This window comes from Pseudomonas sp. 10B238 (assembly GCF_000970615.1).
Classification (GTDB): Bacteria; Pseudomonadota; Gammaproteobacteria; order Pseudomonadales; family Pseudomonadaceae; genus Stutzerimonas.
In genome coordinates this window covers 279,713-293,439 of the sequence record NZ_KQ033930.1, presented here as the reverse complement: position 1 = coordinate 293,439, position 13,727 = coordinate 279,713, and the positions used below count along the sequence as shown (strand labels likewise).

The following is a 13,727-nucleotide window of genomic DNA, read 5'->3' as shown; positions in this document are numbered from 1 at the left end:
AATCTCCCAATAATGAAACGGCTGTTTATGCTCGGCCTGATGGCCGGTCTTTCGCTGCAATCTATCGCCGCCGAACCTCGTTCCCCTTTGCTGGATGACAAGCCGGCCTTTATCGCCAGCCTTATTGAGCAGATGACGCTGGAGGAGAAAATCGGCCAGTTGCGGTTGATCAGCATCGGCGGCGACATGCCGCGCGAACGCATCCTCGACGAACTGAAAGCGGGCCATATTGGCGGCACCTTCAATACCGTCACCCGCCACGACAACCGGCCGATGCAACAGGCAGCCCTGCGCAGCCGAATGAAGATCCCGATCTTCTTTGCCTATGACGTGGTGCATGGTCATAGGACGATCTTTCCCATCGGCCTGGGCCTGGCCTCAAGCTGGGATCTCGACACAATCGCCACCAGTGGCCGCGTGCAGGCCATCGAAGCCAGTGCTGACGGCCTGGACATGACCTTCGCGCCTATGGTCGACATTTCCCGCGATCCACGCTGGGGCCGGACATCCGAAGGCTTCGGCGAAGACCCTTATCTGGTGTCGGAAATCGCGCGCACCATGGTGCAGGCCTATCAGGGCGATTCGCCAGCTGCGGCGGACAGCGTGACCGCGAGCGTCAAGCATTTCGCCCTGTACGGTGCGGTCGAGGGCGGGCGTGACTACAACGTGGTGGATATGAGCCCGATGCGCATGCATCAGGACTACCTGCCGCCTTATCACGCTGCTATCGAGGCCGGGGCGGGGGGCGTGATGGTGGCGCTGAATTCCATCAACGGAGTGCCGGCCAGCGCCAATACCTGGCTACTGCAGGATCTGCTACGGCGCGAGTGGGGTTTTGACGGCGTTGCTCTCAGCGACCACGGGGCGATCAGCGAGCTGATGCGTCATGGCGTAGCCAAAGACGGCCGCGAGGCGGCAAAGCTGGCGATCAAGGCCGGCATCGATATGAGCATGGCCGACTCGCTGTATCGCGAGGAACTGCCGGGGCTGGTGGCATCGGGTGAGGTCGGCATCGGCGAAATCGACACGGCAGTGCGGGAGGTGCTTGGCGCCAAGTACGACATGGGCCTGTTCCACGACCCATTCCGACGCATCGGCTTGGCCAAAGACGATCCGGCGGACGTCAACGCGGAAAGCCGTTTGCATCGCGAGGCCGCCAGAGCCGTCGCGCGTGAATCGATCGTGCTGCTGGAAAACAAGGGCCAGACCTTGCCGCTGCAAAAGCGCGGGACCATCGCGCTGGTGGGGCCGCTGGCCGATTCGCCAGTCGACATGATGGGCAGCTGGTCCGCTGCGGGCGTCGCTAAACAGTCGGTGACCCTGCGCCAGGGCTTGCTCGACGCGTTGGGCGACAACGCGGTTCTGCATTACGCCCGCGGCGCCAATATTACCGACGACCCGCACATGGTCGAGTACCTGAACTTTCTCAACTGGGACAACCCCGAAGTAGTGCAAGACCCACGCTCACCCGAAACGATGGTTGCCGAAGCGGTCGCCATTGCCAAACAGGCCGACGTGATCGTTGCCGCAGTCGGTGAGTCGCGCGGCATGTCCCATGAAGCGTCGAGTCGCACCAGTCTGCAGATCCCGAAAAGCCAGCAAGCACTTCTGAAAGCGCTCAAGAACACCGGCAAGCCGCTGGTGCTGGTGCTGATGAATGGCCGTCCGCTGGATCTCAACTGGGCGAAGGCCAATGCCGATGCGGTTGTAGAAACCTGGTTCAGTGGTACCGAAGGGGGACATGCCATCGCGGATGTGCTCTTTGGCGATCAGAATCCCGCCGGCAAGCTGCCGATCTCTTTCCCGCGTTCGGTGGGGCAGATTCCTACCTATTACAACCACCTGCGCGTCGGCCGGCCCTATGTCGAGGGCAAGCCGGGCAACTACACCTCGCAGTACTTTGAGGAGCCCAATGGGCCGCTTTATCCCTTCGGCTATGGCCTGAGCTACACCGACTTCGAATTGTCCGAGGTGCGCTTGTCCAGCCCGAACATGCCGCGCGGCGGCGGCCTGGAAGCAAGCGTGACGCTGAAAAACACCGGGTCGCGTGACGGTGCGACGGTCGTGCAGTTGTACGTTCGGGACGAGGTGGCATCGGTGATTCGTCCGGTGAAGGAGCTCAAGGGATTTCGCAAGGTTTTCCTCAAGGCAGGCGAGACGCGGGAGGTCCGCTTCAAGCTCGAAGAGGAGGACCTGAAATTCGTTAACGCGCAACTCGAGCGGGTTGCCGAGCCCGGCGTGTTCGAGGTGCAGATAGGGTTGGATTCGGAACGGGTCAAGCGGGGGCAGTTCACGCTTCTGTAAGACATCGAACTGACCGCAGGTCGCCTGGCCTCAGCCCTTTACCGCCGGGCGTTAGGCGACGGCACGCAATGTGAAAAAAGACCTCTCCAGGTAGCTATCCGGCGCACATGCGGCGTGGGATGATTTGCCGCTTTGCTTGGCTCCGCAGGGAATCATTTGCCGCTGCGGAAGACCAACAACAGCAAACCGGGCCGCAACGCGGTCAGCGGTAATCGTGATTGCTCAGGAGGCGATGTGTCACGTACCTATCATTTCAAATCAGGGGCTCGCTCAGGTCGGGCACTGGGAATGACGTTGAGTCTGTGTTTGGGTCTGTTTGCCTGCAGTAGCTGGGCATTCAGCCTCGATGATGTCGCGGCCAAGGCGGAAAAACTGGCGGCCGAAGGCTATGCAGCGCCGAAGAGCAATCTGCCGCCGGTGTTCCGCAACATGGCGTTCGCTGACTATCAGCAGCTGCGCTTCCGCGGTGACAAGGCGCTCTGGCATGACGCGCCGACGCCTTTCGAAGTGCAGTTCTACCATCAGGGCATGCACTTCGATGTTCCGGTGCGAATTAACGAGATCACCGCCAAAGGCGTCGAGAAGGTGCGCTATAGCCCGGAGATGTTCGAGTTCGGCAACGTTGAGATCGAACCTGCTGCGCTGGAAAACCTTGGGTTTGCCGGTTTCAAAGTGCTTTATCCGCTGAACAAGCCGGATAAGGCCGATGAGCTGATGACGCTGCTCGGCGCCAGCTATTTCCGGGTAATCGGCAAGGATCAGGTATACGGCCTGTCTGCACGCGGTCTGGCTATCGATACAGCGCTGCCGAGCGGAGAGGAGTTTCCACGCTTCCGCGAATTCTGGATCGAACGCCCCGAAGCTGACCGTCGCAACCTGGTGATCTATGCGCTGCTTGACTCTCCGCGCGCCACCGGTGCTTATCGGATGGTGGTCACGCCGGGCAAGGACAGCACGGTCGATGTCAAAGCGCGCATCTATCTGCGTGAGCCGGTTGAGAAGCTGGGCATCGCTGCGCTCACCAGCATGTATCTGTTCGGCGCCAACCAGCCAAGCGAACTGCTCAACTACCGGCCGCAGCTGCACGACTCCGAGGGGCTGGCGATTCATACCGGCGCTGACGAGTGGATCTGGCGGCCGCTGAACAATCCCAAACGGCTGGCTATCAGCAGCTACGCGGTCGAAAACCCGCGCGGTTTCGGGCTGCTCCAGCGTACCCGCGACTTCGGCCGCTACGAGGATCTGGACGACCGCTACGAGCTGCGGCCCAGCGGCTGGGTCGAGCCCAAGGGCGATTGGGGCAAGGGTCGCGTGGAACTGATCGAGATTCCTACGCCTGACGAAACAAACGACAACATCGTTGCCTTCTGGGTCCCGGAGCAGCGACCGGAGCCCGGCGAGCCGCTGGATTTCGAGTACCGGCTGCACTTCACTATGGATGAACCTGCGCTGCATGATCCGAAACTTGCCTGGGTCAGCCAGACACGTCTGTCTGCAGGCGATGTCAAACAGTCCAACCTGATTCGCCAGCCTGACGGCAGCACGGCGCTGATCGTGGATTTCATCGGCCCCAACCTTGCCGAGCTGCCTGCAGACGCGCCGGTCAGCACGCGGGTCAGCATTGGTGACAATGCCGAGCTGGTGGAAAACAACCTGCGGCATAACCCGGTGACCGACGGCTGGCGTCTTACCTTGCGTTTGAAGGTTCGAGATCCCAAACAACCGGTTGAACTAAGGGCAGCGCTGGTGGATGGCGAGAAGACGCTTTCCGAAACCTGGAGCTACCAGATCCCGACCAATGAATAGTCCCGTGGACCCTTCGATAACAGGGCGCTATATCAGCCAGTTGCCCCTTGATGACCCGCAACGCCAAGCTCTGATCAAGAATATGGCTCAGGGCGATGGAGCGCTGGAGGACATTCATCGGGCATTGGGCCGGGCGGTGCCAACTGCCAGTGACGTCGAGCCGAGCGGAGGCGATTTGCTGGGCTCGGTCGCCGCTCGCCTGAAACTCGGCTGGGGCGAAACCCTGGAGCGTGCCAAGGCGCTCACGCGCGACCATCAGGGGCGCGTCTGCATTGAGTCGACACCGCCCATCGTGCGTACGCGCATGGTGCCGGAGCCTTGGCATACCAACGTGTTACGACTCAGCTGGTGGCGCTTGCTGCGCAAGAAGAACCGCACGGTGGAAATGCCTCCGGCTCAGTCCGCCGATCGTTCGGGTTGGCGCAGGGTGGCGGCGGTCCGGCGCGCTACATTGCTGGTGCTGATGCTGCTGCAGACGGTGGTTGCCACCTGGCACATGAAATCGGTGCTGCCGTATCAGGGCTGGGCACTGGTCGATCTGCAGGAGGTGTTCCAGCAGCCGCTGCAGGAATCGGCACGGCAGATTCTTCCGTATGTTGTGCAAACCAGCATTCTGTTGCTGTTCGCCCTGTTGTTCTGCTGGGTGTCGGTGGGTTTCTGGACCGCGCTGATGGGCTTCTTTCAGCTGCTCAAGGGCAATGACCGCTACAACATTTCGGCGACTACCCTTGGCGACGAGCCAATCCCACGCGAGGCGCGCACGGCGTTGGTGATGCCGATTGCCAACGAGGATGTGCCGCGTGTATTCGCCGGGCTGCGCGCGACGTTCGAGTCGCTCAAGGCGACGGGACAGCTAGAACATTTCGACATCTTCGTGCTCAGCGACAGCAATGATCCCGACACCTGTGTCGCCGAGCAGAAGGCCTGGCTGGAGGTCTGTCGCGAAGTCGATGGCTTCGGCCATATCTTCTACCGACGTCGCCGCCGCCGGGTGAAGCGCAAGAGTGGCAACATCGATGACTTCTGCCGTCGCTGGGGCAGCAGCTACCGCTACATGGTGGTGCTCGATGCCGACAGCGTGATGAGCGGCGATTGCCTGACCAGTCTGGTACGGCTGATGGAGGCCAACCCCGGCGCAGGTATCATCCAGACGGCGCCGAAGGCTTCGGGCATGGATACGCTGTACGCGCGCATGCAGCAGTTCGCCACACGGGTCTACGGTCCGCTGTTCACGGCCGGGCTCAATTTCTGGCAGCTGGGCGAGTCGCACTACTGGGGCCACAACGCGATCATTAGGGTCAAGCCGTTCATTGAGCATTGCGCCTTGGCGCCCTTGCCCGGCACGGGCTCGTTCGCTGGCGACATCCTCTCCCACGACTTCGTTGAAGCGGCGCTGATGCGTCGCGCGGGGTGGGGGGTGTGGATCGCCTATGACCTACCGGGCAGCTACGAGGAGTTGCCGCCCAACCTGCTTGACGAACTCAAGCGCGACCGCCGCTGGTGCCACGGCAACCTGATGAACTTCCGGCTGTTTCTGGTCAAGGGCATGCACACGGTGCACCGATTCGTGTTCTTGACCGGGGTGATGTCCTACCTGTCTGCGCCGCTGTGGTTCGTCTTCCTGGCGTTGTCGACGGGGCTGCTGGCGATTCACACGCTGATGGTGCCGGAATATTTCCTGCAGCCGAACCAGCTGTATCCCTTGTGGCCGCAATGGCACCCGCAGGAAGCCATCGCGCTGTTCACGGCGACCTTGACCCTGCTGTTCCTGCCGAAGCTGCTCAGCGTATTGCTCATCTGTATTCAGGGCGCTCACGAGTACGGCGGGCGCACTCGTCTGTTGTTGTCGATGCTGCTGGAGAGCCTGTTCTCGATGCTGGCCGCGCCAGTGCGCATGTTGTTCCACACGGTATTCGTCAGCGCTGCGTTTCTCGGCTGGTCGGTGCAGTGGAATTCACCGCAGCGCGCCGATAACGCGACACCGTGGAGCGAAGCCTTGCGTCGACACGGCCCGCAAATGCTGCTGGGCGTGCTCTGGACGGCATTGGTGGGCTGGCTCGACCCTGCCTTCCTCTGGTGGCTGGCGCCAATCGTAGTTTCGCTGATCCTGTCGGCGCCTGTATCGGTGATCACCAGCCGTACCGGTCTCGGTCTTGCGGCGTTTCGCCGTAAGCTGTTTCTGATCCCGGAGGAGTTCAAGCCGCCGCAGGAGCTGGCGTCGACCGACCGCTATACGCGGGAGAACCAGGCCAATGCCCTGACGAAAGGCTTTATCGCGGCCACTGTCGATCCGATCTACAACGCGCTGGTGTGCGGAATGGCGCGGGCGCGGCATGCCAAGGTGGTGCCGGGTGCCGAGTTGCTGCGTGAGCAGCGGATGCAGCAGATTCTCGATGCAGGACCGAACGGTGCTGCCGAAGCGGCCCGCTGGCGCTTGCTGAACGATCCGGACGGTATGGCGCAGCTGCACTCACGGGTCTGGCAGGATCAGCGCTACCAGGCGTGGCGCGACGCCTACCGCCAGCCTGACTTCGGTAAAGAAGCCTCCGGCATCGAGCCAGTTGCAGCGCCCTAGGGCTAAACCGAAGGGCCTCCGCAGCGTCTGATCGAGACGCCGCGGGGCAGCCGATCAATGAGCGTGATCGCTGCCGTCGGCGTGGCGGTGGATTTCAGGCTTGGCCTCCATCGCCCGATGATGATCTTCAGCCGAGCGCATGCCGCCATGGTGATCGGCTGTAGCACCGGGTGCACCGCTGGGCATGTGAGTCTCGCCGCCGCCGTGATGATGGCCATTGCTGGTTGCCACCAGTGTTCTATATTCCATGGCCGTTAGCGCTGGCAGCTGCTCGAGCAGGGCGACCAGTTCCCAGATGTAGCGATCGTCCATGCTCTGGCCCCAGGCGGGCATGCCGGTGGCTTTGATCCCGTGTTTGATCGTCCAGAAATCCTCAGCCGGGTCGCGCTTGCGGTTGGCGTCAGCCAGATTCGGCGGCGCAGGGTTGAGGTTCTCACTCAGTTCGGTCGGGCCGGACCCTGGCGCGAGATGGCAGGCGACGCACATGGCCTCGTAGTTACCGGCGCCCGAGCGAATCAGTTCAGCATCGCTCAGTTCTGGCACGTCTATAGCTTCGGCGCGAACCGCGACGGAGCGTTGGCGGGCTGTCTCCAATAGCGCCCGGATCGGGCCGCTATGCGGAACGTCGGCCGCGACATTGACGACTCCAAAGTACACCACGGCAGTAGCTGCCAGAATCAAGGCCAACGCAGCCAGTAGCAATGTCGTCAGGGTTTTGAGCATCATCCATTACCTCAGAACCAGAATCGGATGCCCGCCACCAGACGGGCCTCGCTTGTGTCTTCACCTTCAGCCTGCTGCAGCTCGGCGCTGTTGCCGTAAGCCCGGCTCCAGCTGACGCCCACGTAAGGCGCAAACTGTCGACTGATCTCATAGCGCAGCCGGAGTCCAATGCTGGCATCGCTGAGCCCGGAGCCGATGCCACGGGATTCGTCCGTGCGACCATGTAGATTGATCTCTGCCGTGGGCTGAAGCACCCAGCGCTGAGTCAGCAGCATGTCGTATTCGGCTTCCAACCGGAGTGCTGACTGGCCGCCCTCGCCAATGAACGCCGTGGCTTCGGTTTCCAGCCCATACAGTGGCATTCCCTGCACGCCGAATGCAGCCCAAGTTTGCGGCGAGCCGGGTTTGAAGTCCTGGCGGACACCGGCGACGGTTTCCCACCAGGGACCTATAGCATGGCTCCAGAGCAGCTGCAGTTCCGCTTCTTCGGTATGCCCATTGGTTCGCTCGCCTTCCGAGCGAAAAGCCAGCCGATCGATGTCCCCGCCCGCCCAGCCGCTCAGATCCCAGGCCAGCGAGCTTCCGGCGTCGGCGTCCTGCCATTCCAGCTCGTCGGCGACAAACATGAAATGGCTGCTGCCCTGATGCATGCCGTGACCGGGCAGGTCGGGAAAGGCCGCCTCGATGTCGGCGGGGCTAAGGGTTGGGACCGGGGGGCGTGTTGCCTCTCCCGGCGGGATACCCGTTGGTGGGGGATGCGGCATTGCATGCCCTGAATGATCCATCGCTCGATCATCCATCATGCCGTGGTCCGGCTGCATGTTGTGCTGACCATGCTGTTCAGCGGGCGCGGGCGCCGCCGATGGGTGACCGGCATGGCCAGAGTGGTTCATCGCTTCCTGCGCGTGGCTAGTGGCCGCAGCCAGGCAGAGCGCGCCGAGCAGCGCGACTTTAATGGTCATGCTGAGGGCTCTTTTCGTCGCTCCCTTGGGGTGGCTGCGGGCCCTTGCCCATGCTGCCGTGGTCCATCTGCCCGGACCCCATGTGCTCTTTGTGCATCTGCATCATCTTGTCGTGATCCATGCCCTCATGGTCCATCCCCATCCCCATCCCCATCCCCATCCCCATCCCCATCCCCTCAGGGGGCATCATTCCACCTTGTTGCGTCTGCGGGTGGCCGGCCTGGGGAGCGGATTGCTGCGGCGGGGCTCCTTCCGGATGGTGGCCGTCGTGCTCGGTCTGCGCCTGCAGCGCAGTAAAGGGCAAGGCCGTGAGGAAGCCGAAAGCAATCAGCGAGTTGCGTTTGAAAGTGCTCATGAGGTTCTCCTTCATTCTTCGACCCGGACTTCGCGGAACATCCCGAGGTCCATGTGCATCAGCATGTGGCAGTGATAGGCCCAGCGCCCCAGTGCGTCAGCCGTGACGCGATAGCTGCGTTTGGAGCCGGGTGGCATGTCGATGGTGTGCTTGCGTACCTGGAAATGGCCGTTTTCGTCCTCCAGGTCGCTCCACAACCCGTGCAGGTGAATGGGGTGGTGCATCATGGTGTCGTTAACCAGCACGAACCGCACCCGCTCGCCGTACTTGAGACGGATCGGCTCGGATTTCGCGTACGGAATGCCGTCGAATGACCAGGCGAAGCGCTCCATATGGCCGGTCAGGTGCAGCTCGATGGTGCGTGTCGGCTCACGGCCGTCCGGGTCGGGAAAGGTGCTGCGCAGGTCAGCGTAGGTCAGTACTCGGCGGCCGTTGTCGCGCAGGCCGATACCCGGATCATCCAGCTTTGGCACCGGCATCATCGTTTGCATGTCGACCAGCGGATTGCCGCTCTCACTGGCAGGGTGCGTCTGCATCTGACCGCTAGCCACGGCACCGCCACCATGGCCCATAGCCGAATGATCCATGCCACCCATGCTCGAAGGCTGCATCTGGCTGTGGTCCATTTGGCCATGTTGTGGAGCTTCGTGCTGCATGGACGGCTGGGCCGCATGCGCGCCGTGATCGCCATGGCCCATGTCTTCCATGCTCAGCTCGGGACGCGCGTCGAGCTCGGGCACCGGCGCGCTCAGTCCTTGGCTAACGGCCAACGTGCCGCGAGCATAGCCGCTGCGATCCATCGACTGGGCGAAAAGCGTGTAGGCCGGCTGGCTGCCGTCCGGCGAGACGATGACGTCGACCGTTTCGGCCACCGCCAGGCGCAGTTCGTCGGCCTCGACCGGCTCGACTAGCTGGCCGTCGACAGCCACCACGGTGAGCTTCAGGCCGGGAATGCGAAAGTCAAAATAGGTCATCGCCGAGCCGTTGATCAGACGCAGGCGCACCGGTTCGCCTGGCTCAAACACACCGGTCCAGTTGTCGTTCGGAGCCTGACCGTTGAGCAGGTATGTGTAGGTTTCGCCGCTGATGTCGGCGAGATCGGTGGGCGTCATTTTCATCTTCGCCCAGGCCCAGCGATTACTCATCGTCTCGCGCCAGCCCTGGTCCGCCACATCATTGATAAAGTCGCCCAAAGTCCGCCGTCCGCGGTTGTAATAGTCGGACTGCTTTTTCAGCTTGTCGAGTACGCGCGCCGGGCCTTCATCGGTCCAGTCGGTGAGCATCACCACGTAGTCCCGCGCATATTCGAAGGGTTCGGGCTCGAGCGGATCGATAACCAGTGGTCCGTAGACACCAAGCTGTTCCTGGAAGGCCGAATGGCTGTGATACCAATAGGTGCCGCTCTGTTTGACGTGGAACCGGTACTCGTACATGCCGTTCGGCGCGATGCCGGCGAAGCTGAAGCCCGGCACGCCATCCATGTTGGCGGGCAGCAGAATGCCGTGCCAGTGGATCGAGGTGTCCTGCGGCAGGCGGTTACGCACCCGTAGCGTCACGGTGTCGCCTTCGCGCCAGCGCAGCAGCGGGCCCGGGATGCTCCCGTTGATCGCCATCGCGGTGCGTTCACGGCCGCTGAAGTTCACGCCGAGCGAGTCGATGGTCAGGTCGAATTCGGTGCCTGCCAATATACCTTGGTCGTTCGACTGGCCGGGGCGTGCCACAGCCCATACGGGCTGACGCCAAACGCCCAGCCCGGCGACAAGGCCTCCGGCGGCCAGGCTTTTGACGAAGGTACGGCGCGAGGATGTACTGCGCATGGAGATCCTGTTTGGTCAGCTCTGAGTGCAATTACGCCCGCCAACGCTGAGGCAGGCGGGCGAAGAGGTTTCGGCCAGATTCACTCTGCCGGGTAGTCTGCCAGGACCAGGTCAGTGCCCTTGGCGGTCAGGCCGATGACCTGATAGGCCTGGGCCGGCTGGCCATAATCCATGCCGGGCGAGCCAGCTGGCATGCCGGGCGCAGCGACACCAAGCAGGTCGTCGCGCTGCTGCAGCTCACGGATCTGTGCGACTGGCACGTGACCTTCAACGAATTTGCCATCGATCACGCCGGTGTGGCACGAGCCTAGCCGCGGGGCGACGCCCAGGCGCTGCTTGACGGCTGACATGTTGCTTTCTACGTGGTCGCGGACTTCGTAGCCATTGTCCTGCAGGTACTTGACCCAGTCCTTACAGCAACCGCAGTTGGCGTCCCGGTGCACGTCGATCACATCGGCGGCATGGGCGCTGCCGGCCATGAACAGAGCGGCGATGATCGCGAGTTTGGGTTTGATGAAACGCATGACAGCTCTCCTGAATGAGAAATCAACGACAACCGCAGCCGCTACCGCAGCCTTTCTTGGGTGCGGCGTCCGGGGTAGTCTGGGTCGCGAGCTGAGCGGGATAGCCGGCCTCGTCCAGCGCGGCAATCAGCGCAGCGTTGTCGGCATCCCCGTCGACGCGTACCCGTCCGCTTTGCAGATCGACCTCAACGGCATTGACTCCGCTAACGGTGTTCAATGCTTGAGTGACGTGTCGAACGCAGGCGCCGCACGTCATGCCTTGAACCTGAAGCTGGGTGAAATTCATGAGAAGCCCTCCGTTGGTGCCGGTCAGTCCGGCTAGGCTTGATCATCAACCTTGTCCGTATGGCAAGGTCAAGGGACTACAACGAACGCTTTGTCTGGATACCAACATAGCCTGATGCGGCTTTCTGCAAGCTGAGCGGAACATTACTTTTCTGTCAGCTTGTGGTTCGTTAGCGGTGATAACGGCAGACTTGGACGATGGAAAAGAGGACGAGCCGAATGAAGCTTCTGGTCGCTGAAGACGAACCGAAAACCGGGACCTATCTGCAACAGGGCCTCAGCGAGGCAGGATTCTCAGTCGACCGCGTTACCAGCGGCACCGACGCCTTGCAGCATGTGCTGAGTACGCCCTACGACCTGCTGATCCTGGACGTGATGATGCCGGGGCTGGACGGATGGGAAGTGCTGCGTATGGTTCGTGCGGCAGGGCAGGAGGTGCCGGTGTTGTTTCTCACCGCGCGCGATCGCGTAGAGGACCGGGTCAAGGGGCTGGAACTGGGCGCTGATGACTACCTGATCAAACCCTTCGCCTTCTCCGAACTGCTGGCGCGGGTACGCACGCTGCTGCGCAGAGGCAGTGCGGCTGCCTTGCAGACCCAGCTGAGCATTGCCGATCTGGAGGTGGATCTGCTCAAGCGCCGCGCTATCCGTGCCGGTCAGCGAATTGACCTGACCGCGAAGGAGTTCGCCTTGCTGGAGCTGCTGCTGCGTCGGCGCGGCGAGGTACTTCCCAAATCGCTGATCGCTTCGCAGGTCTGGGACATGAATTTCGACAGCGATACCAACGTCATCGAGGTGGCGATTCGCAGGCTTCGCGCCAAGATCGACGATGGTTTCGAGCCCAAGCTCATCCACACCGCGCGAGGCATGGGCTACATGCTCGACGAGCCGGACCCAAGCTGATGAAGCAGTTGTCGCTAACCGCCAGGCTGAGCCTGATGTTCATGTTGGCGGTCACCGGCGTACTCGGCGCCGCGGGCTTCTTCTTCTATCAGCTGAGTCAGCACCATTTCGACGAACTGGACCGGCACACGCTGGAAGACAAGCTCCGGGCCGGCCGCGAGCTGCTGACAGGCGTCGATGACCTAGCCCAATTCGACGCGCTGCGCCCGCAACTGCAGGCCTTGCTCGGCGGCCATAGTGATCTGGTGGTAAGGATTGTCGACGCCAAGGACAGGTTGCTGTTCGCCGCGAGCGGTGCCACTAGTTCGGCAAAAACGCACGCGCACGGCTCCGTCGACGGCGAGGTGCGGCGTGAAACCCGGGTATGGCGCCGCAAAGCCGGTGTGGTCGAGGTGGCGGGGAAGCCGCTGAGCATCGAGTTGGCGCTCGATATCACCACACATAAGGTGTTCTTGCACACCCTTGCGGGTTGGCTTTGGGGGGCGTTGGTGCTCTGTGCGCTGCTCAGTGGCGTGCTCGGCTGGCTGTTGGCGCGCAGCGGCCTGAAGCCGCTACGCGAGGTCACGCTGGTGGCGGCATCGGTGTCGGCGAAGTCGCTGACCGAGCGCATTCCGACCGAGTCGACACCGGCCGAACTGCAGCAACTGGTGGTGGCCTTCAATGCGATGCTGGCGCGGTTGGAGGATGCCTTCGTGCGCTTGTCGAACTTCTCAGCCGACATCGCCCATGAGTTGCGCACGCCGCTGTCCAACCTGATGACGCACACCGAGGTGGTGCTGACCCGTGCACGCAGCCGCGAGGATTATCAGGAGAACCTCTATTCGAACCTGGAAGAATTGCGCCGCATGGCGCGGATGATCGACGACATGTTGTTCCTGGCGAAAGCTGATAACGGACTGATCATCCCCGAGGAGCAATCGATCGAATTGCACGCGTTGTGCGAAAAACTGCTGGATTTCTACCAGCTGACCGCCGATGAGCGCGGTATCCGCTTCCTGCTATCAGGTGATGCGCAGCTCCGTGGCGATCCCGCCATGCTGCACCGGGCACTGTCGAATCTGCTGTCCAACGCACTGCGTTACACGCCCGATGGCGGCACGATCCGGCTGGATATCACGGCGACCGGCCAGAATGTGGCGTTGAGCATCGGTAATCCCGGTGCGAGCATCCCAGAACAGCACTTGCCGCGACTGTTCGACCGTTTCTATCGCGTCGACCCGGCGCGGCGTGAGGGCAACCCGAACAACGCAGGACTGGGCCTGGCCATCACCCGTTCGATCATCGAAGCGCACCATGGCGAGATCCATTGCAGCAGCCGCGACGGCTGGACGTCGTTCGACATCCTGTTCCACACCCGTGCCTGATCATGGACGGTAGCGTTCGCTGGCTTTGGAGCGGTTCGTTAACGGTGAACACGTCGCTGACCGATACCCAGCACTGGCCAATCCGGGCTGCACGTGTTTGCATCGGGCT

At 62.1% G+C, this 13,727-nt stretch carries 11 protein-coding genes; 5 read left to right on the top strand and 6 right to left on the bottom strand.

Going from position 1 to position 13,727, the window contains the following annotated elements; all coding sequences use genetic code 11:
* The first annotated feature begins 12 nt into the window (after positions 1–12).
* From bglX to mdoH, 3 genes are all read left to right on the top strand, one after another.
* Positions 13–2,304 (top strand): beta-glucosidase BglX, encoded by a 2,292-nt coding sequence (gene bglX / locus RT21_RS08195; RefSeq protein ID WP_046162334.1) that lies wholly within the window; start codon positions 13–15, stop codon positions 2,302–2,304.
* 288 nt (positions 2,305–2,592) lie between these two features.
* Complete coding sequence (locus RT21_RS08190) at positions 2,593–4,110, top strand: glucan biosynthesis protein G (protein ID WP_046162333.1); 1,518 nt, start codon at positions 2,593–2,595, stop codon at positions 4,108–4,110.
* Positions 4,103–6,685, top strand: a complete 2,583-nt coding sequence (gene mdoH / locus RT21_RS08185; protein WP_046162332.1) for a glucans biosynthesis glucosyltransferase MdoH — start codon at positions 4,103–4,105, stop codon at positions 6,683–6,685. The genes RT21_RS08190 and mdoH overlap by 8 nt, the downstream gene beginning before the upstream one ends.
* 54 nt (positions 6,686–6,739) lie before the next feature.
* On the opposite strand, the gene RT21_RS08180 is transcribed toward mdoH, so the two are convergent.
* The 6 genes from RT21_RS08180 to RT21_RS08155 form a co-directional block, all read right to left on the bottom strand.
* Positions 6,740–7,408, bottom strand: coding sequence for a c-type cytochrome (locus RT21_RS08180; protein WP_046162399.1), 669 nt, complete (start codon positions 7,406–7,408; stop codon positions 6,740–6,742).
* Between the two features lie 11 nt (positions 7,409–7,419).
* A complete protein-coding gene (locus RT21_RS08175) occupies positions 7,420–8,370 on the bottom strand; it encodes a copper resistance protein B (protein ID WP_046162331.1) in 951 nt (316 codons plus the stop codon).
* The gene (locus tag RT21_RS08170; protein WP_046162330.1) at positions 8,360–8,725 is read right to left on the bottom strand and encodes a hypothetical protein; all 366 of its coding nucleotides are present in this window, start codon (positions 8,723–8,725) and stop codon (positions 8,360–8,362) included. The genes RT21_RS08175 and RT21_RS08170 overlap by 11 nt, the downstream gene beginning before the upstream one ends.
* 11 nt (positions 8,726–8,736) lie before the next feature.
* The gene (locus tag RT21_RS08165; RefSeq protein WP_046162329.1) at positions 8,737–10,542 is read right to left on the bottom strand and encodes a copper resistance system multicopper oxidase; all 1,806 of its coding nucleotides are present in this window, start codon (positions 10,540–10,542) and stop codon (positions 8,737–8,739) included.
* An 80-nt stretch (positions 10,543–10,622) separates the two neighbouring features.
* Positions 10,623–11,066: a DUF411 domain-containing protein gene (locus tag RT21_RS08160; RefSeq protein ID WP_101153068.1), complete on the bottom strand. Its 444-nt coding sequence runs from the start codon at positions 11,064–11,066 to the stop codon at positions 10,623–10,625.
* Positions 11,067–11,088: 22 nt separating this feature from the next.
* Positions 11,089–11,352 carry a CopZ family metallochaperone gene (locus RT21_RS08155; RefSeq protein WP_045425649.1) on the bottom strand — a complete coding sequence of 88 codons (264 nt, stop codon included), beginning with the start codon at positions 11,350–11,352 and terminating at the stop codon, positions 11,089–11,091.
* Between the two features lie 218 nt (positions 11,353–11,570).
* Between RT21_RS08155 and RT21_RS08150 the strand changes: the two genes are divergently transcribed.
* Together RT21_RS08150 and RT21_RS08145 are read left to right on the top strand one after the other, a co-directional pair.
* Positions 11,571–12,254, top strand: coding sequence for a heavy metal response regulator transcription factor (locus tag RT21_RS08150; protein ID WP_046162328.1), 684 nt, complete (start codon positions 11,571–11,573; stop codon positions 12,252–12,254).
* Positions 12,254–13,618 (top strand): heavy metal sensor histidine kinase, encoded by a 1,365-nt coding sequence (locus RT21_RS08145; protein ID WP_046162327.1) that lies wholly within the window; start codon positions 12,254–12,256, stop codon positions 13,616–13,618. Before RT21_RS08150 ends, RT21_RS08145 begins: the two co-directional genes overlap by 1 nt.
* The last annotated feature ends 109 nt before the right edge of the window (positions 13,619–13,727 follow it).

Excerpts from the sequence above, each read along its gene's own strand:
- RT21_RS08145 (WP_046162327.1), top strand. The coding sequence starts at position 12,254 with ATGAAGCAGTTGTCGCTAACCGCCAGGCTGAGCCTGATGTTCATGTTG.
- RT21_RS08150 (WP_046162328.1), top strand. The coding sequence starts at position 11,571 with ATGAAGCTTCTGGTCGCTGAAGACGAACCGAAAACCGGGACCTATCTG.
- mdoH (WP_046162332.1), top strand. The coding sequence starts at position 4,103 with ATGAATAGTCCCGTGGACCCTTCGATAACAGGGCGCTATATCAGCCAG.
- RT21_RS08165 (WP_046162329.1), bottom strand. The coding sequence starts at position 10,542 with ATGCGCAGTACATCCTCGCGCCGTACCTTCGTCAAAAGCCTGGCCGCC.
- RT21_RS08155 (WP_045425649.1), bottom strand. The coding sequence starts at position 11,352 with ATGAATTTCACCCAGCTTCAGGTTCAAGGCATGACGTGCGGCGCCTGC.
- RT21_RS08170 (WP_046162330.1), bottom strand. The coding sequence starts at position 8,725 with ATGAGCACTTTCAAACGCAACTCGCTGATTGCTTTCGGCTTCCTCACG.
- RT21_RS08190 (WP_046162333.1), top strand. The coding sequence starts at position 2,593 with ATGACGTTGAGTCTGTGTTTGGGTCTGTTTGCCTGCAGTAGCTGGGCA.
- RT21_RS08160 (WP_101153068.1), bottom strand. The coding sequence starts at position 11,066 with ATGCGTTTCATCAAACCCAAACTCGCGATCATCGCCGCTCTGTTCATG.
- bglX (WP_046162334.1), top strand. The coding sequence starts at position 13 with ATGAAACGGCTGTTTATGCTCGGCCTGATGGCCGGTCTTTCGCTGCAA.
- RT21_RS08180 (WP_046162399.1), bottom strand. The coding sequence starts at position 7,408 with ATGCTCAAAACCCTGACGACATTGCTACTGGCTGCGTTGGCCTTGATT.
- RT21_RS08175 (WP_046162331.1), bottom strand. The coding sequence starts at position 8,370 with ATGACCATTAAAGTCGCGCTGCTCGGCGCGCTCTGCCTGGCTGCGGCC.